At 67.4% G+C, this 17,176-nt stretch carries 19 protein-coding genes and 1 tRNA gene; 6 read left to right on the forward strand and 14 right to left on the reverse strand.

Translation table 11 applies throughout. From position 1 onward, the window contains the following. Positions 1–158: 158 nt before the first annotated feature. On the forward strand, positions 159–575 hold the full coding sequence (locus tag HCT51_RS13910) for a pyridoxamine 5'-phosphate oxidase family protein (RefSeq protein ID WP_224760508.1): 417 nt from the start codon (positions 159–161) through the stop codon (positions 573–575). 21 nt (positions 576–596) lie between these two features. On the opposite strand, the gene HCT51_RS13915 is transcribed toward HCT51_RS13910, so the two are convergent. The 5 genes from HCT51_RS13915 to HCT51_RS13935 form a co-directional block, all read right to left on the reverse strand. Next, positions 597–1,112 (reverse strand): GNAT family N-acetyltransferase, encoded by a 516-nt coding sequence (locus tag HCT51_RS13915; protein WP_224760509.1) that lies wholly within the window; start codon positions 1,110–1,112, stop codon positions 597–599. Positions 1,113–1,129: 17 nt separating this feature from the next. Continuing rightward, entirely contained in the window at positions 1,130–2,182 is a 1,053-nt protein-coding gene (locus HCT51_RS13920; RefSeq protein WP_166877561.1) for a DUF3048 domain-containing protein, read from the reverse strand. 73 nt (positions 2,183–2,255) lie between these two features. Beyond that, positions 2,256–2,459 (reverse strand): cold-shock protein, encoded by a 204-nt coding sequence (locus HCT51_RS13925; protein WP_166877558.1) that lies wholly within the window; start codon positions 2,457–2,459, stop codon positions 2,256–2,258. A 251-nt stretch (positions 2,460–2,710) separates the two neighbouring features. Further along, positions 2,711–3,277, reverse strand: coding sequence for a LytR C-terminal domain-containing protein (locus HCT51_RS13930; protein WP_166877556.1), 567 nt, complete (start codon positions 3,275–3,277; stop codon positions 2,711–2,713). 4 nt (positions 3,278–3,281) lie between these two features. Continuing rightward, a complete protein-coding gene (locus HCT51_RS13935) occupies positions 3,282–3,608 on the reverse strand; it encodes a DUF3263 domain-containing protein (protein WP_224760510.1) in 327 nt (108 codons plus the stop codon). A 115-nt stretch (positions 3,609–3,723) separates the two neighbouring features. On the opposite strand from HCT51_RS13935, the gene HCT51_RS13940 reads away from it, so the two are divergent. Beyond that, positions 3,724–4,827 (forward strand): heme/hemin ABC transporter substrate-binding protein, encoded by a 1,104-nt coding sequence (locus HCT51_RS13940; protein ID WP_166877553.1) that lies wholly within the window; start codon positions 3,724–3,726, stop codon positions 4,825–4,827. Between the two features lie 12 nt (positions 4,828–4,839). On the opposite strand, the gene HCT51_RS13945 is transcribed toward HCT51_RS13940, so the two are convergent. Then, entirely contained in the window at positions 4,840–5,586 is a 747-nt protein-coding gene (locus HCT51_RS13945; RefSeq protein ID WP_166877550.1) for an HtaA domain-containing protein, read from the reverse strand. 148 nt (positions 5,587–5,734) lie between these two features. Between HCT51_RS13945 and msrB the strand changes: the two genes are divergently transcribed. Beyond that, positions 5,735–6,136 carry a peptide-methionine (R)-S-oxide reductase MsrB gene (gene msrB, locus HCT51_RS13950; protein WP_166877547.1) on the forward strand — a complete coding sequence of 134 codons (402 nt, stop codon included), beginning with the start codon at positions 5,735–5,737 and terminating at the stop codon, positions 6,134–6,136. Continuing rightward, a complete protein-coding gene (locus HCT51_RS13955; RefSeq protein WP_370626837.1) occupies positions 6,136–6,678 on the forward strand; it encodes a nitroreductase family protein in 543 nt (180 codons plus the stop codon). The genes msrB and HCT51_RS13955 overlap by 1 nt, the downstream gene beginning before the upstream one ends. Positions 6,679–6,704: 26 nt before the next feature. On the opposite strand, the gene HCT51_RS13960 is transcribed toward HCT51_RS13955, so the two are convergent. The 3 genes from HCT51_RS13960 to HCT51_RS13970 form a co-directional block, all read right to left on the reverse strand. Continuing rightward, the gene (locus tag HCT51_RS13960) at positions 6,705–7,697 is read right to left on the reverse strand and encodes a DMT family transporter (RefSeq protein ID WP_166877542.1); all 993 of its coding nucleotides are present in this window, start codon (positions 7,695–7,697) and stop codon (positions 6,705–6,707) included. Between the two features lie 24 nt (positions 7,698–7,721). Further along, positions 7,722–7,795 (reverse strand) — tRNA-Thr (locus tag HCT51_RS13965). A gap of 43 nt (positions 7,796–7,838) precedes the next feature. Beyond that, positions 7,839–8,753, reverse strand: coding sequence for a DsbA family protein (locus tag HCT51_RS13970; RefSeq protein ID WP_166877538.1), 915 nt, complete (start codon positions 8,751–8,753; stop codon positions 7,839–7,841). Between the two features lie 256 nt (positions 8,754–9,009). On the opposite strand from HCT51_RS13970, the gene HCT51_RS13975 reads away from it, so the two are divergent. Both HCT51_RS13975 and HCT51_RS13980 read left to right on the forward strand, forming a co-directional pair. Beyond that, positions 9,010–10,104 (forward strand): ABC transporter ATP-binding protein, encoded by a 1,095-nt coding sequence (locus tag HCT51_RS13975; RefSeq protein ID WP_166877535.1) that lies wholly within the window; start codon positions 9,010–9,012, stop codon positions 10,102–10,104. A 92-nt stretch (positions 10,105–10,196) separates the two neighbouring features. Further along, on the forward strand, positions 10,197–11,471 hold the full coding sequence (locus HCT51_RS13980) for a DUF4032 domain-containing protein (RefSeq protein ID WP_166877532.1): 1,275 nt from the start codon (positions 10,197–10,199) through the stop codon (positions 11,469–11,471). 188 nt (positions 11,472–11,659) lie between these two features. On the opposite strand, the gene HCT51_RS13985 is transcribed toward HCT51_RS13980, so the two are convergent. From HCT51_RS13985 to ispD, 5 genes are all read right to left on the reverse strand, one after another. Further along, positions 11,660–12,589, reverse strand: a complete 930-nt coding sequence (locus HCT51_RS13985; protein WP_166877529.1) for a hypothetical protein — start codon at positions 12,587–12,589, stop codon at positions 11,660–11,662. Positions 12,590–12,939: 350 nt separating this feature from the next. Next, positions 12,940–13,917: a 23S rRNA (guanosine(2251)-2'-O)-methyltransferase RlmB gene (gene rlmB / locus HCT51_RS13990; RefSeq protein WP_166877526.1), complete on the reverse strand. Its 978-nt coding sequence runs from the start codon at positions 13,915–13,917 to the stop codon at positions 12,940–12,942. Beyond that, positions 13,910–15,328 carry a cysteine--tRNA ligase gene (gene cysS, locus HCT51_RS13995; protein ID WP_166877523.1) on the reverse strand — a complete coding sequence of 473 codons (1,419 nt, stop codon included), beginning with the start codon at positions 15,326–15,328 and terminating at the stop codon, positions 13,910–13,912. Before cysS ends, rlmB begins: the two co-directional genes overlap by 8 nt. Before the next feature lie 51 nt (positions 15,329–15,379). Then, positions 15,380–15,781: a cupin domain-containing protein gene (locus tag HCT51_RS14000; protein ID WP_166877520.1), complete on the reverse strand. Its 402-nt coding sequence runs from the start codon at positions 15,779–15,781 to the stop codon at positions 15,380–15,382. 82 nt (positions 15,782–15,863) lie between these two features. Continuing rightward, entirely contained in the window at positions 15,864–17,108 is a 1,245-nt protein-coding gene (gene ispD / locus HCT51_RS14005; protein ID WP_166877517.1) for a 2-C-methyl-D-erythritol 4-phosphate cytidylyltransferase, read from the reverse strand. Between the last annotated feature and the right edge of the window lie 68 nt (positions 17,109–17,176).

Consider the following 17,176-nt stretch of genomic DNA (forward strand, 5'->3'; position numbering starts at 1 on the left):
GTTTCTAACGCAAGTAATTAGCACTCAAACGCGAGGAGTGCCAATGTCAGTTTTAGCACTCTAGGGTGTCGAGTGCAAGACGGATGTCGCTGCGTGCGAGTAACGCTGACACTTCTCACTCGACTTGTTCCTCTCCGCCCGCCTGCGACAATGTACGGGTGACTGCGTGGAGACCCGATTGGGCGCACTTCCCCTCGCTCCTCCTGAACTTCTGGACTGAGCGGCACCTGTGCACTCTCGCCTCGCTTCGCGCCGACGGCAGGCCGCACCTCGTCCCGGTCGGTGTCGCTCTGGACCTAGAGGAACGGTGCGCCTGGGTGATCACCAACGAACACTCGCGCAAGGTCCAGCACGTAGCCGCCGACGACAGGGTCGCCGCATCCCAAGTGAGCGGGCGGCACTGGTCGACGATCGAGGGCACAGCCCGAGTCGTCACCGACGAGGTCTCAGTCGCTCGCGCCGTGACCTGCTACTCCGCACGCTATCGCGAACCTCGGCCAAATCCTTCCCGGGTCGCTCTGCGGATCGAGATCGACCGCTTTCTGATGTCCTCCGGCTTCATGCCGACCGGCTGAGCCGACGTGGCGATCCTCGGCTCATTCCACTCGGAACTTGAAACCGCGGTGCGACCCCACGAAACCCAGCCGCTCGTAGAAGCGGTGGGCATCCTCCCGCGCCTCATCAGAGGTGAGCTGCACGAGCGATGCACCGGTCGTTGGCGCTGCTGTCTCGGTGGCCCAGCGCATCATCGCTGATCCGATGCCGCTAGATCTGTGACTGCTCGCTACGCGCACCGCCTCAATCAGGAGACGAGTGGAGCCGCGCCGAGCCATACCCGGAATGCGGGTGAGCTGCATGGTAGCCACGGGTTCGTCGACCTCATCCACGACCACGACGAGGATCTCGTTGGAACGGTCTTCGATCAGTTCGCTGAGGGCCGCCTGATAGGCCGCAGTTGCGGACTCGTCAGCGGTGTCGCCTCTCGTAGCGCTGATCGGATCGTCGGAAAGGAGAATCATGAGCGCGCCGAGGTCGCCGTCCCGTGCGCGGCGCAGGGTGCACTCCCCCGTCGTAATTCTGAGCGCGATGGGAAGAGCCAGGGTCGTAATCACCGTCTCAGCTTTCGGGGTTACGGGGCGACGAACGCGACTGACCCCTGGGTGGGCACCAGCTCGACCCAGGAGTTGCCCGGCGCGAGCCGCACGGTCACGCCGTTGTCGTCGACCAGCTTGATCGTGTCGGTCTGCGAGTCCTTGCGCCAGGTGGCATGCACGGTGGCTCCCCCGGTGGACACCCACGCCTCGCCGCTGCCGATCAGCTCCGTCTTGGGGATGTCGGCGCTCACCGTCACGGGCACGCGCAGTACGACCAGGTTGGTGGCGGTCAACTGTGCACCGGTGTTGTCGGTGTCGGTCGCTCCGCCGGTCATGAACCGTCCCCACGCGCCGGTCGCGGCATCCCAGGCCCACGACGGCGTGCCGAGCGAGCCGAAGGTGAGGTTGACCCGGGCGGTGGGGGTGCCGTCCTTCGCCGCGGTGGACGAGGGGATGTCGAGAGAGAACGCGAAGTGCTGCTGCGGGGCCTTGAGGTCGTCATGCTGGGCGACCACCTCGCGCGCCTTCACGTGCACATTGTGCGGGGCCCGCTTGGCCGGGGAACGGAAGAAGGTGGTGGCGGTGTCGGCCTGACCGTGGATGGCGTTGTAGACGGGCGCGCTTTGCATCATGTTGACGAACCCCGGCTGTCCGCCGGAGTACGCCACGATGCCGCCGAGCGGCGAGATGATGTCGGGGTCCATCGGGCGGATGGAGCGCACCGGGCCGAGGATCTCGGGCACGGTCGAGTGCCAGACGCCGACGTATCGCGTCATCCCGCCCTCGACGAGTTCTTCGAACACGATGTCGGTCTCGTTCAGCCCGAACTGCGCGCGAGCCAGCGGGTGGTTGTCGATCTTCGCGGCGATCGACGGGTGATCCAGCGCGTCGCTCTGCACCGTCTCGCCGGTGAGCGGCGCGATCACCGTCGGCGCCGGAGCCTCATAGCTGGAGTCCCAGACCGGGCCGGCCGAGGCCGACGGCTTCGCCTTCGGTGGCTCGGTGGCCGAGCAGCCGGTCAGCAGGAGGACGCCGAGGCCAATGACCGCGATCGTCCGATGACGTTGTGAATTCCCCCATGCACGCACGAGGGAAAGACTAACGCCGTCCGAGACATCCGGACGGCGTTAGCGAGGCGTGCCTCAGGAATCGAATGGCTGATCAGGCCAGTCGAACGGCTTCCGCCTGCGGACCCTTGTTACCGGTGCCCACCTCGAAAACAACCTGCTGGCCCTCTTCAAGAACTTTGTACCCATTCATGTCGATGGCGGAGTAGTGGACGAACACGTCCTGTCCCCCGTCATCGACGGTGATGAAACCGTAGCCCTTTTCAGCGTTGAACCACTTCACGGTCCCATTCGCCATGTGTTACTCCCTGCTGTGTCCTGGCAGCGTGAGCACGAGTGAGCTCCGCCGGGTTGCGCGCAGAAAACTGCGTTCACCTTGCCAGATCACGACGCTGCGGGAAAGCATTACCATCACCGGGCTAGATGGGCGACCAATCCCAGATCGTAGCGGGAACCGCGGCAAAAGTAGAGGGTTATTGGGCCGATCTACCGGTAATTACCTGATTTATCGGCGAACGCAACAACCGCATCAACCCGGAACCGATTCCATCAGGATGTCGGAGGCGTGTAGTCGCTTCCGAGCACGATGGTGATGGGCGCTCCGGGGAACGCATCGGAGAGGCTGACCTCGGTCGCGCCCAGGGCCTGAGCAAGGCCACGCGCAATGCCCTCGTTCTCGGCGGCGCCGTAATACACGGTGGTCTTCTCGACGTTGCTCTCCGCCGTGTTGGTTCGCGAGCCGATTGGCCAACCAGCCTCCTCAAGCTGGTCGCCGACGTCGTTGGCGAGCCCCGACGTCGCCGTTCCGTTGAGTACCGTGATGCTGATCGTCGAGGCGTCGATCGTCGACGGGTCGGTGACCGGGTCCGCCTGCGCCTCGCCCTCGGCGGCGGGGGCCTCGTCCGGCGCCTCCTGGGCCGACAGCCCGGGCAGCGACACCGAGCCACCGAGCTGAGACAGCCCGAACAGTCCGGCGGCGGTCAACAGCACACAGGCGAGCGCCGCCCAGACGACAACGATCCAGCCGCGTCCCTTGCGAGGCGCGGCGCGGTGCGCGCCGACGCGGTAGAGGTCATCTGGCAGTTCGTCGAACTGATCTGTGGGAAGTCTCGCCATGGTCCTAAAGAGTGGAGTCGGGGTATCGCGCCGTGCGCGGTTCAAGGGATGCGGCGTCGAATACTCGAGCCGCTCTCGATCGCGTTCTGGCGTCCCTCACCCGGTGCAGTCGTTTGACGAGCATCGGATCGTGCTTCACCGCCGCTGGCGAGTCGATGAGGGTGTTCAGCACTTGATAGTACCGGGCGGCCGAGAGCCCGAATTCTTCGCGGATGGCCGCTTCTTTGGCACCGGGATGCCGCCACCAGTCGCGTTCGAACTCGAGGATGCGCGCGTCACGCGGCGACAGGTCGTTCGCCGTCTGCCCGGCCGGCTCAGGCTCTGCGCTCACTCTCGGTCCCTTCACAATCACGACTGATCCTAGGATGGCGCGGCTGAGCGCACCCCGCATGCCGAGGGCCTGTCGCATTACGCTGGTGGTATCCCCACCCGAAAGCCGAGTACCGATGCGCGCCCGTTTCCTGCTGTCCGCCACGGCGGCCGCGATAACGCTCGCCATGCTCACCGGATGCACCGGGGCCACCGCAGGCTCGGCGGCCCAATCGGTCACCCCGGTGTCTACCGCGCCGCTCGCCGAACTCGACACGCTGGAGGATCCGCATAGCTACCAGGGCGGATCGACCGCGGTGCTGCAGCAGTCCGACATCAGCCCGGTGCTCGAGGCCCCGGAGCAGGCCCTGCCGGTGACGGTCACCTCCCACGACTTGGGCGGCGACATCGAGATCACCGTGACCAGCGCCGAGCGCGTGATCGGCCTGGACATCGCCGGGTCGATCGGGGCCACCATCGCCGGGCTCGGGTTCGCCGACCGGCTGGTCGGCCGTGACATCTCCACCGCGTTTTCGGCGGTTGCCGACATGCCGGTCGTCACCTCGAGCGCGCACACCATCAACGCCGAGGCGGTGCTGAAGCTGCGGCCCGACCTCGTGATCACCGACGGCAGCATCGGCCCGATCGACGTCGTGCTGCAGTTGCGCGACGCCGGGGTCACCGTCGTGTTCGTCGACCGGGAAGCCAGCATCGACGGCGTCGCCGAGCTCGCCCGTCAGGTGGCGGCGGCGCTCGGTGCGACGGAGGCCGGCGAGCTGCTGGCCGAGCGCGTGCGCCAGCAGATCGACCAGAAGGTAGCCGAGATCGCCGCAATCGCGCCGCGCGACCCCGAGCAGCAGCTGCGCGTGCTGTTCCTCTACCTGCGCGGCACAGCGGGGGTCTACTACCTGTTCGGCGAGGAGTCCGGCGCCGATGTGCTGATCGAGGCGCTTGGAGCTCGGGATGTCGCGGGCGAGATCGGCTGGGACGGCATGAAGCCGATGACCGACGAGGCCCTGGTCGCCGCCAATCCCGACCTGATCCTGGTGATGAGCTCCGGGCTGGAGAGCGTCGGCGGCATCGACAGCCTGGTTGCCGAGATGCCGGCGATCGAGCTCACCACCGCCGGCCAGAACCGGCGATTCGTGGACATGGCCGACAGCGACATCCTGGGCTTCGGCCCACGACTACCCGACGTGCTCGACGCGCTGGCCCGCGCCATCTACGCGCCCGGGCAGTAGCGGGGCTGCGCTTCAGACCGCGGATGGCGCCCCGCGCCGCCGCAGCAGCGTCACGACGAACGCGATCGCAGCGAGCGCCGCCACCAGCACGAGCAGTCGCCACGGCAGCCACGGGAACGCCGCCGCGTTCTGCGGGCTGCATCCGGCCGGTGTCTGATAGCGCAACGTGATCGGGTCCATCGCGGTGCCCGCGTCGTAGGTGCCGAACGCGGCGGCGCCGTCCTCCAAGAGGGTCACCGGCACTCCGCTCAGGGTGACCTGCTCGCCGGCGACCTCGCGGGTGCCCTCCGACAGGCGCAGTTCGGCGAACTCGGTCTGCGGTGCATCCACCGGGTCGCCCGCCTGGGTGGTGCCCGAGACATCCACCAGCAGAATGGCGGTGTCGGTGTCGTGGATTTCGACCGTTGGGCTGGAGATCGTGGTGCTCAGGATGTCGCCGTGCCCGCTGAAGGTGACGGAACCGTCGAACCGCACCGTGCCCTGCCCGTCGCGGAACGCGCCGGTGCCGTCGCTCCACCGGAACGTGGGAGTCTCGTAGGTCGCCCCGTCGGCGACCGTCCATTCGCCGTTCGCGATGGTTCCACTGATGTACGAGCGGAACGACTCCTTGAACCCCCACTCGATCTCGCCGGCGGTGATGGCGCACGCGACGGCCGGCGTTGACGAGTCGGCGACGGCGGGCGGCGCGCCGAGTAACCCCGGTGCTGGGCCGACGGCCAGCAGACCGGTAAGGATTGCGCTCGACAGTGCGTGGATCACGAACGCGACTCCTGGTTAGCGTGATTTGTTAGGGTGGGCTAACCCTAACCGTGGCGCGCGGACAGCGTCAAAGACGTAGAAAGACGTGCGCGGGAACGATCCGCTGCCGTTTCGTGTTGAATGTCACGAGACTTAGAGGAGTCAGACCATGAACTACAAAGTGACGAAGACCGACGAGGAATGGCGCAAGGAGCTCAGCCCCGAGCAGTACGCCATCCTGCGGCAGGCGTCGACCGAACGCGCCTGGACCGGCGAGCTGCTCGATGAGGAACGCGCCGGCCTGTACGCCTGTGCGGCATGCGGCGCAGAACTGTTCAAGAGCGGGACCAAGTTCGATTCCGGATGCGGCTGGCCCAGCTTCTACGAGTCGATCAACCCCGACGCGGTGCAGCTGATCGAGGACAACACCCTCGGCATGCAGCGCACCGAGGTGCGCTGCGCGGCCTGCGGTTCCCACCTGGGACATGTGTTCCCCGACGGCTTCGGCACGCCGACCGGCGACCGCTACTGCATGAACTCGCTGTCGCTCAACTTCAAGGCCGCCGAATAGTGAGTCTCGCCGACGCGATGCTGCGGCGGCGATCCTGGCCCGCCGTGACAGACGCGGCCCCCACACACGACCAACTGGTGCCGTTGGTGGAGGCCGCGGCATCCGTTGCCGACCACGCGTCCCTGCGGCCGTGGCGGCTAATCGAACTGCGCGGTCACGCCAGGGTGCGCCTCGGCGCGGCGCTGGTCGAGGCCACCGGGCTCGAGGGGGCGGCAGCCGAGAAGCTCGCCGCCAAGCCGCTGCGGGCGCCGCTGCTGATCGCTGTGGTGTCGTGCCACAAGCCGAGCATCAAGGTTCCCGACTGGGAGCAGGATGCCGTGGCGGCCGGTGTCGGGCACGTGCTGAGCGCGCTGCTCGATGACGCCGGGTGGGGCGTGATGTGGCGAACCGGCCACCAGACCCGCACCGAGCCGGTCAGCCGGGTGCACGAACTCACGCCGAGCGAGACCCTGCTCGGCTGGCTCTACGTCGGAGGCAAGACCGACCGCATCCTGCCGCCGCGGCGGCCGTTCGACGCCTCGGAAGTGCTCTCCGAGCTCTAACTGCTACCGGGTGCGCGGCTGGGCCGCTACCGCTTGCGCGACTTGCTCGGCACGGCGGCGATGAGCACGGCCGCCAGGGTGAGGATCGCGCCGACGATGGTGAGCGGATGCACCGGAGCCGCGGCATCCGTCGGCACGACCAGATCAAGCAGCAGCGACATCACCAACTGCCCGGCGATCATGCCGAGCCCGAGCAGCAGCACTCCGGTGAACCGCACGACAATTGCGGCGCCGGCGACGAACACCACGCCGATCACGCCGCCGGTGTACAGCCACCACTCGGTCGGATACGCGTCGGGCCAGCCGTTTGCGGACACGCTGATCGCGGCCGCACCGATGAGCAGCATGGTTCCCACCGCGGAACTGATCAGCCCTGCAGTGAACGCGGATCCGCCGACCTGGTTCAGCTCGCCGTTGAGGGCCTGCTGGAACCCCTGACCCAGTCCGGCGATGAACGGCAGCACCAGCATCCAGATCGGGATGTCGCCCTGAAACTGTGGCGAAACCGACAGCACCACGGCGGCGAGCGCCAGCGCCGAGCCGATCAGCCGGGGCAGGGTGATCCGGGTGGCTGGCATGCTGCCGAGCCCGCTGCGGTCGATGCCCAATCCGCTCAGCACCTGCCCGCTCACCGCGGCGATCGTGAACACCGCGACACCGAGCACCGCGGCGGTGAGGCTTTGCGACGCGACGAAGACCGCGCCCGCGGCTCCGCCCATCGTGTACCACCACGGCATCCGGTTCGAGCGGATCGCCCGCCAGATCGTGGTGAGGCCGCGCCGGCCCGGAGCCCACACCGGCAGCGCCGCGACCATCAGCAGCATGCCGCTGCCGAACGAGATGAGCGCGGTCAGGTAGCCGTCACCGAGCACCTGGCCGAGGTCGCCGTTCACCTTGGACTGCACTGCCAGCATCGCCCCGAACGCCACGGCGAGCGCGACGGCGACAACCACTCGCGCGCGCTTCGGCGGTGCCGTTCGGGCGGGCGTGGTCGGCGAGGACGATCCGGCGGAGCTCACCGAATCACGGTACAGCGTAGAGAGAGCCCCTTGTCGGATTCGAACCGACGACCCCCGCTTTACAAGAGCGGTGCTCTGGCCAACTGAGCTAAAGAGGCGAATAGACCAGCCCAGCTTACCGGGCGTGGCACGAGTGGAACGTTACCCGGCCGGAACCGGAGCCGGCGTCTCGCTGGTCATCTTGTTGAACATGCTGCCGACCTGCTGCGACACCACCTGAGCGAACTCCTGCGCGTCAAACGGGAAGCTGTACTCGTACTTCACACCGTTCACCAGGATGGTGGGGGTGCCCTTCACCGACTCGATGTCGCTGTTCGGAATAGGTCCGTTCAAGGCCCGCGCCGTGGCATCCTTCACCCACGATTCAAACTGCACGTCTTCGATGCAGGTGTTGATCTTGGCAGCGTTGTTGCCAACTCCCGCGGCTTTGACAAGGTCGATCAGCTGCTCGTCGGTGAGGCCGGGCTCGCCCTCCTTAGGCTGCTTGTCGAACAGGGCGGCGTTCACGGCGAAGAAGGAGTTCGGCGAGTAGTTCGCCACGCAGGCGGCGGCATTGGCGGCGCGGGTCGAGTACTGGGTCGCGGCCGACTGGCTGTCGAGCAGTGAGATCGGGTGGATCTCGAGCGTGGCGGCGCCTTCGGCCAGCCAGGCGGCGATCTGCTTGTTGTTCTCGGCCTCGAAATCACCGCAGTACGGGCACAGATAATCGACATAGACGCGGATGTCGATGACATCCGCCGGATTCTCGCTGGCGGGCTGCGGGGACTGGTCTTCCTTGAGCCCGGCGGTGGTCACGGCCTCGAAGTTCTGCCCGATCTTGATGCCGTCGCTCAGCATGTTGCGCGGGCCGGGCGCGGCGGGACGGGCGGAGTTCACGATGATCAGCGTGACCGTGACGATGATCGCCACCGCCACGAGCGCGAGGCCGCCCTGCAGCAGCCACCGGTTGCGGCGATCGTTTTTCTTCTGCTGGAGCCGAAGCTGGGTGGCCTTTTCCCGCGCGATGTCTCGCTGGCTCGGGTTGAGGCGATCATCGCCAGAACCGGTACTCGTCACAAAAACCTCACTTGTAAATCTGCGGCCGCGCACGTCGATGGACGGCGATTCTTTCGGGAAGGGCCTTCGAAATCGTACGAGTTCAGTCTGGGAGTTGACCAGACGGACGCTGCACAGCCTAACCACTCAGCGCACCACTGTTCGCATCGGTGGTGCCATAATGTGCACTGAGACCACCGTCGCTCCCGACGGAAGTCATCCCATTCCATTCACTACGGATCGTCCGGCACGTACCTGCCGGTGAAGGAGAAACACCATGGCGTCTGTGACGTTTGATAAGGCAACCCGTTTGTATCCCGGCTCGACGAAGCCGGCTGTGGAAGACCTCAGCCTCGAAGTGGGTGACGGCGAATTCCTGGTCATGGTCGGCCCCTCCGGTAGCGGAAAGTCCACGGCGCTGCGGATGCTCGCCGGCCTCGAAGAGGTAGACGGCGGCAACATCTTCATCGGCGACCGCAACGTCACCGACATGCCGCCGAAGGACCGCGACATCGCGATGGTGTTCCAGAACTACGCGCTGTACCCGCACATGACCGTCGCCGAGAACATGGGCTTCGCGCTCAAGATCGCCGGCATCGGCAAGGAAGAACGCGCCACCCGCGTGCTGGAGGCTGCGAAGCTGCTCGACCTGGAGCCGTACCTGGCGCGCAAGCCGAAGGCGCTCTCCGGCGGTCAGCGACAGCGTGTCGCCATGGGCCGCGCCATCGTGCGTCAGCCGCACGTGTTCCTCATGGACGAGCCGCTGTCAAACCTCGACGCCAAGCTGCGCGTGCAGACCCGCACCCAGATCGCATCGCTGCAGCGTCGCCTCGGCGTCACCACGGTGTACGTCACCCACGACCAGACCGAGGCGCTGACCATGGGCGACCGCATCGCGGTGCTCAAGGATGGCTTGTTGCAGCAGGTGGGCACCCCGCGTGACCTGTACGAGAACCCGAGGAACGTGTTCGTGGCCGGCTTCATCGGCTCTCCCGCGATGAACCTGTTCGAGGTCGACATCGTCGACGGTGGCCTGCAGTTCGGCAACACCGTCGCCGCGGTGGAACGCGACCGTCTGGGCAGCGCCACCGGCACCACCGCCACCATCGGCATCCGCCCAGAAGACGTGCACGTGTCGAAGGACCCGCAGGGCCTGCCGATCGACGTGGACGTCATCGAGGAGCTCGGCGCTGACGCGTACCTGTACGGCCACGCGGAGGTCTCGGGCAACCGGGTCGACGTGGTCGCACGCGTCGACGGCCGCTCGCACCCCAACGCCGGCGACCGCGTCTACATCACCCCGGAGGAGCGCCACGTGCACGTGTTCGACACGACATCCGGTGACCGTCTGAACGCGCCGGTCGTCATCTAGTCGCTAAATCCGGATCGGGTCCGTCGTGCCTCGCACGGCGGACCCGTTTCAGTTCCGGCGCGGTAGCCATCACCCCGTAGTCTCGAATCGATATGTCAGCATCGCTCTCAATCACCTCAGCCATCACCGATCCGGCGCTGCTGGACCTGCCCTGGCAGTTGCCGCTCGACCTGTGGCCGGATGACACCATCGCGGCCCTGCCGAAGGGCATCTCGCGGCACCTGGTGCGGTTCGCGCACCTCAGCGGGTATGTGATCGCCATCAAGGAGACCACCACCGAGATGGCGCGGCGGGAGTACGACATGCTGCGTTCCCTGCAGCGGCTGGAGATCCCGTGCGTGGAGCCGATCGCGGTGATCACCAACCGCGCCACCGAGGCTGGCGAGCCGCTGCAGTCGGTGCTGGTGACCCGGCACCTGAAGTTCTCGCTGCCATACCGGGCGCTGTACTCGCAGACGCTCCGCCCGGAGACCGCCACCCGGCTCGTGGACGCGCTGGCGGTGCTGCTGGTGCGGCTGCACATCGTCGGCCTGTTCTGGGGCGACGTGTCGCTCTCGAACACGCTGTTCCGCCGGGATGCCGGTGCGTTCGCCGCATACCTGGTCGACGCCGAGACCGGGCAGCTGTACGACAAGCTGTCCAACGGCCAGCGCGAGAACGACCTGGAGATCGGCCGGGTGAACATCGCCGGCGAGTTGCTTGACCTGCAGGCCGGCGGCCGGCTGTCGGTCGAGCTCGACGCGGTCGAGTTCAGTAACGGCATCGTGGCCAAGTACCGCGACCTCTGGAAGGAGCTGACCGGCTCTGAGCAGTTCGACGCCTCGGAACGCTGGCGCATCACCCAGCGGGTGGAACGTCTGAACGACCTGGGCTTCGACATCGAGGAGCTGTCGATCAAGACGGATGAGGCCGGCAGTCAGGTGCATATCCAGCCCAAGGTCGTCGACGCCGGGCACCACTCCCGTCGGCTGCTTCGCCTGACCGGCCTGGACGCCCAGGAGAACCAGGCCCGCCGGTTGCTGAACGACCTCGACGCCTATGTGGCCACCCAGGCCGAGAAACTCGACGAGGAGGAGTCGGCGCACCGTTGGGCGGCGCAGGTGTTCGAGCCGGTGATCCGCTCCATTCCGCGCGATCTGAAGGGCAAGCTGGAACCGGCCGAGCTCTTCCACCAGCTGCTCGATCACCGCTGGTTCATGTCGCAGAACACCGGGCGCGACGTGCCGCTGGCGGAGGCGCTCAGCAGCTACATCGACGAGATCCTGCGGCATCGCCGCGACGAAGCCACCGTGATCGCGCCGCCGACCGGTTCGATCACCCTCCCGATCGACCTGCCCGGCGAGGAGGACTGGCGGCTGAAGGTCTGAGCGGGCCTGCCGCGCGCGTGGACTCGCGCGCTCCCGCGGACTCGCTCGTTCTCCCGTGAGGTCGTTCGCTCGCGCGGACTCGCGCGTTCCCGTGAGGTCTGGCAAACGGCCCTTCCCTCGGCCCACGAACAACCAAACGGCAGACCTCATCCGTGCTGCTGGTCCCTATCGATGGCGAGCGACAGCTCTCAGGCGTCGGGACCGGCCCAGCCCTGGCTGCGGAGGCGCCGCTCCAGTTTCACAAGCAGTTCAGGCGTGTTGTGCAGATCGGCTTTGCCCGCGCGCAGGTATCTCCAACCGGCGTCCTCAAATCGGGTCTGCCGAGCAATGTCCTTTTCCCACTGCACCGGGTCGACGCGATGCCCGTCGCCCTCGTAATCGAGAGCGACCCTGAACTCGAGGAAAGCGAGATCGGGCATGCCGACGAACTTCCCATGCTCGTCACGCACCTCCGGATTCGCACTGACGGCCGGCAGCCTGGACCGCACGATACGCAGTCGGATGAATGACTCCGGCGGAGAGTCGGCTCGGTCGGTAAGTTCGGGCAGGATCGCATGCAGGAGCGGCAACCCGCGCCGTCCCGCGAACCGTTCGATGGCCGCCGTCAGGTCGTCGGCAGTGAGCCGTAACCAGTAGGGCCGGCGCCGCCAGAGCAGGAAATCACCGGCCGCCAGAAGTGCTTCGTCACTCAGCACGGCCGCGAGGTCGCACCAGGTGCGGGCGAGCGACGTCACTGCGAGGCCACCCAGGCTGACGACATCCGTCTGGCCGATCTGCAAGCGGTGTCCCCTGACCCCCTTGCCCACCGGAAACGCGCGGCCAAATGGAACCGCGACATCGAGCGTTCGCTGGATCTCCAGATGCCACGGCAGCGGGATTCCCCACAACTGCGCCGCTGTGACATGCGAGTAGAACATGTGCGGGCCGAGCCGAGCAGCGCGCGCTCGGGCGAGGTCTCGCACCGAGGCGGGTCCTGGCGCGGGCGCTCGCACACCCCAGAACGGCTGTGCGAGGTCGCGTCCGCGTAGCCGATTGCGGCCGAGGATCTCGGTCGCTTCGCTGACGCTGAACGGCCGGAACCGCAGCTCCGGAGGCAGTGCAATGCGCGGCTGAGTCACACACTCACTGTCGGGGACGAGGCCATTTCAATCACGCTTCGGGTGTCACCTGTGGATGTCCCCAGCCAGCAGCGGACCAGAGGCACACCCATCTCGCCCGCTGAGGTCTGGCAAATGGTCGTTCGCGCACTCGGGGAACGACTAAACGCCAGACCTCGCGGAAAGAGGGATGGCGGGCAAGGGCGCACCCGAAGCGTGAGGTCTGGCAAATGGTGGTTCCCGCACCCGGGGCACAACCAAACGCCAGACCTCACGAAAGAAAGGCTCGGGCGAGACCTCACGCGAGCGAACAGGTTTCACGCGAGCGAGCAGACCTCACGCGCACGAGCGAGCACCCGCCCGCACCCCGCCTACTTCGCGGCGCGCAGCTTCGAGATCTCGTACAGGGTGACGGATGCCGCGATCCCGGCGTTCAGCGACTCCGTGGAGGCGCTGATCGGGATCGACACAATGGCGTCGCAGGTCTCGGCGACGAGGCGCGACAGCCCCTTGCCCTCGCTGCCGACCACGATCACCACGGGCTGCTTGGCCAGCGCGAGTCCGGGCAGCGAGACATCCCCGCCGCCGTCGAGCCCGAGCACGAACACGCCGCGCTCCTTGAGGCTCTTCAGCGTCTGCGTCAGGTTCGGGGCCATCGCCACCGGGGTGCGGGCCGCGGCGCCGGCGGAGGTCTTCCACGCGGATGCGGTGAGCCCGACCGAGCGGCGCTGCGGCACGATCACGCCCTGACCGCCGAACGCGGCCGTGGAGCGGATGATCGCGCCCAGGTTGCGCGGGTCGGTGATGCCGTCGAGCGCCACGAACAGCGGCTTCTGGCCGGACGAGATGACCTTGTCGAGCAGTTCCATCGGGTGGGCGTACTCGTACGGTGGCACCTTCAGCGCGAGGCCCTGGTGCACAGAGTCGAACGGCGTGATGCGGTCGAGCTCCGGACGCATCACTTCAAGCACCGGCAGGCCGCGCTTGTTCGCGATGTTCAGGATCTCCTTGACCCGGTCATCCATCTCGATCCGGGCGGCCACGTACAGCGTGGTGGCGGGGATCTTGGCGCGCAGCGCCTCCAGCACCGAGTTGCGGCCGGTCACCATCTCGTGGTCGTCCGGCTTCTTCTGCGGGCGCGCCCGCGGCGCCTCCGGCCTGCCGCCGCGCGTCTTGGCCGCGGCGAGCCGCTCGGCGGCAGCCTTGCGCTTGCCGGCCGGGTGCCAGGAGCGGTCTGCGGCGGCCGGTGTCGGGCCGCGGCCCTCTAGCGCCTGTCGGCCCTGTCCGCCCGACCCGACGGCTTTGCCTTTGGACGTCTTGCGCGCCCCTGGTCGACCTGGCTTAACCATCAATACTCCAATGCGACCCGGACGGGGAATCTTCGATCGAGATGCCGGCCGTGGTCAGTTCGTTGCGGATGCGATCAGCAGCCGCGAAGTCTTTCTCCTTGCGTGCGCGCTCCCGGGCGTCGAGCAGATTCTCAACTAGGGCGGCGAGGGCCTGACCAGAGGGATCAGTACCGGAGTGCTTCCATTCTGCACTGAGCGGGTTGATTCCGAGAATGTCGGTCATCGCGGTGACCTCGCCGCGGATCTTCGCGACGGTGTCCAGATCCTCGGCGTCCAGCGCCGCGTTGCCGGCGCGCACCCGCTCGTGCAGCACCCCGAGCGCCTCCGGAATGGCAAGGTCGTTGTCCATCGCCGACTCGAACTCGCCCGGCAGCACCGTGGCGCCGCGGGTCGAGAACCGGGTGTCGGCGAGGCGCCGTTCGGCTCGGGTGAGGAACACCTCGATCCGGTCGAGGGCGGCTTCCGCCTCCACCAGCGCCCCGTCGTGGTAGTCGATGGTCGACCGGTAGTGGGCGGCACCCAGGTAGTAGCGCACCACCAGCGCCGGCGCGAGTTCCAGGAACTCGGCCGCGTAGATCGAGTTGCCGAGCGACTTCGACATCTTCTGGCCGTTCACGTTGACCAGCCCGTTGTGCACCCAGTAGGTGGCGAACGCGTCGCCGGCGGCCGTTGACTGCGCCAGCTCGTTCTCGTGGTGCGGGAACCGCAGGTCGAGCCCGCCGCCATGGATGTCGAACGCCCGACCGAGGTACCGCTCGCTCATTGCCGAGCACTCGATGTGCCAGCCGGGACGCCCGGGCCCCCACGGCGACGGCCAGGACGCCGACTCCGGCTCGTCCTCCTTGTGCCCCTTCCACAGCGCGAAGTCGCGGGGGTCGCGCTTGCCGCGGGTCTCGGCATCCGCCGACGCCTCCATCTCGCCCAATCGCTGGTTGGTGAGCTCGCCGTAGGACGGCCAGGTGGCCACATCGAAGTACACGTCGCCGGATTCGTCATCGGCGGCATAGGCGTGCCCACGCTCGATCAGCCGATGCACGATCTCCTGCATCTGCTGGATGCTGGCGGTGGCGCGCGGCTCGTACGTCGGCGGCAGGATGCCAAGGCGGTGGTAGCCGGCGGTGAACTCGAGCTCATACCGATAAGCGAGCGCCCACCACGGTTCGCTGCTGCCGATCGCATTGACGAGGATCTTGTCGTCGATGTCGGTGACGTTGCGCACCAGGGTCACGTCATACCGGCGGTAGTTCAGCCAGCGACGCCACAGGTCGTAGACCAGCGCCGAGCGCAGGTGGCCGATGTGCGGCGACGACTGCACGGTCGGACCGCACACGTACATGCCCACCTTGCCGTCGACGAGCGGGACGAAGTCTTTCAGGGACTGCGATTTGGAATCGTAGAGGCGCACGGTCACTGTCCCAGAGTACCGATCAGAAGACGAGAGAGCGGATGCCGCGAAACAGCGCTACTCGGTCGGCGGCTCGTCCTGGCCCGACTCCTCCGCGGCATCCGCTTCTTCCTTGGTGGCGTGCACCGCACCGTCGGCATGCTCCGGCGGGCCGTACACGGTGTACAGCACCAGCGGGTTCACCCCGGTGTTGGTGAAGTTGTGCTTGTGCCCGGCGGGAACCACCACCAGGTCGCCCTGCGCGATCGGCTTCGTCTCGCCAGACACCTTCGCCTCGCCGGTTCCGCTGACGATGGTGAGGATCTGGTCGGTGTCGGGGTGGGTCTCCTCGCCGATTTCACCGTCGACGGGGATGGTCATGATCACCAGTTGGCTGTGCTCACCGGTCCACAGCACGCGACGGAAATCGGCGCTCTCCTCTGCGGTGGTCGCGATAGTGAAGTGCACAAGGTTGCCCATGATGATCCCTTTCGGTCGATCCGTGACCCTCGTTTGAGGGGTAGTCAGTTCGACCAGCCTAGGGACCGCGCACCTGATTTGGCTAGGTCGCCTGCTGCACCAGCGCCGTCGCGATCGCGGCGATGCCCTCGCCGCGGCCGGTGAATCCAAGATGATCGGATGTCGTGGCGGCAACGCTCACCGGAGCGCCGACGATCGCGGAGAGATGCGCCTCGACCTCGTGCCGGCGCGGTCCGAGCTTGGGGTGGTTGGCGATCACCTGCACCGCGACATTGCCGATGCTGAACCCGGCGTCGCGCAGCAGGGCCACCGTCGCGGTGAGGAACACGTCGCCGCGGGCGTTCTCGAACTGCGGATCGGCGGTGCCGAACCGGCTGCCGATGTCGCCCAGCCCGGCGGCGCCGAGGAGGGCGTCGCAGATGGCGTGGGAGAGGGCGTCGCCGTCACTGTGACCGGCAAGCCCCGGTTCACCGGGCCAGTGCACGCCGCCCAGCCACAGCGGTGTGGCCGCGTCGAAGGCGTGCACGTCGATGCCGAGGCCGGTGCGCACGCCGTGCGGCGCGGCATCCGGTGCGAGTTCCTGCTCTGCCCGGCGCAGGTCCCACGGCGTGGTGATCTTGAACGCGTCGGCGGCACCGGCGACGGTGCGAACCGGGCCTCCTGCCGCGGCGAACAGCGCGGCGTCGTCGGTGTACTCTTCGGCGGCGGTCGCGTAGGCGTCAAGCAGCGCTGCCCGGGGGAAACCCTGTGGGGTCTGCACTGCGACAAGCTCGGAGCGGTCGACGGTGCCCCGCACCGCGGCATCCGTGACATCGACAGCACCCGCAGCACCGGCACCCACAGAACCCGCGGCATCCGCGACATCCGCGACATCCGGACCGACTCGCTTGATCGTGTCAGTCACCGGCAGCGCGGGAGTCACTCCCCCGCGACTCTCGGTCACGCGGCGCACGACAAGGTCGAACTGCTCGCTCGGGGTGAGCGCCCGGGCGGCGTCGTGCACCAGCACGGTGTCGACCGACGGCCAGAGCGCCGCGAGGCCAGCGGCCACGGAGGCCTGGCGGCTGGCTCCTCCGTTGACCACGGTCACGTATTCGGCGGCGGCTCCGGCGATGGATGTCGCGAGCTCAGCGCCGACCGCGTGGTGCGACGCGGGGGCCACCACGATCACCTGCGCGGGCTCGCTCATGCCGAACACTCGGTCGAGCGCGTGCGCCAGGATCGGCCGGCCGGCGAGCGGCGCGAATGCCTTCGGTTCGGGACGACCGAGGCGCGTGCCGCTTCCGGCGGCCACGACGATGACGGCGACGGTGGGCTGAACGGGCATGCTCCGAGCGTACAACCGCGGTGCGCCCCAGCCCGGCGACCGGAGGTGCGCCCGGCCCGGCGACGCTG

This window comes from Salinibacterium sp. ZJ450 (assembly GCF_011751885.2).
Lineage (GTDB): Bacteria > Actinomycetota > Actinomycetes > Actinomycetales > Microbacteriaceae > Ruicaihuangia.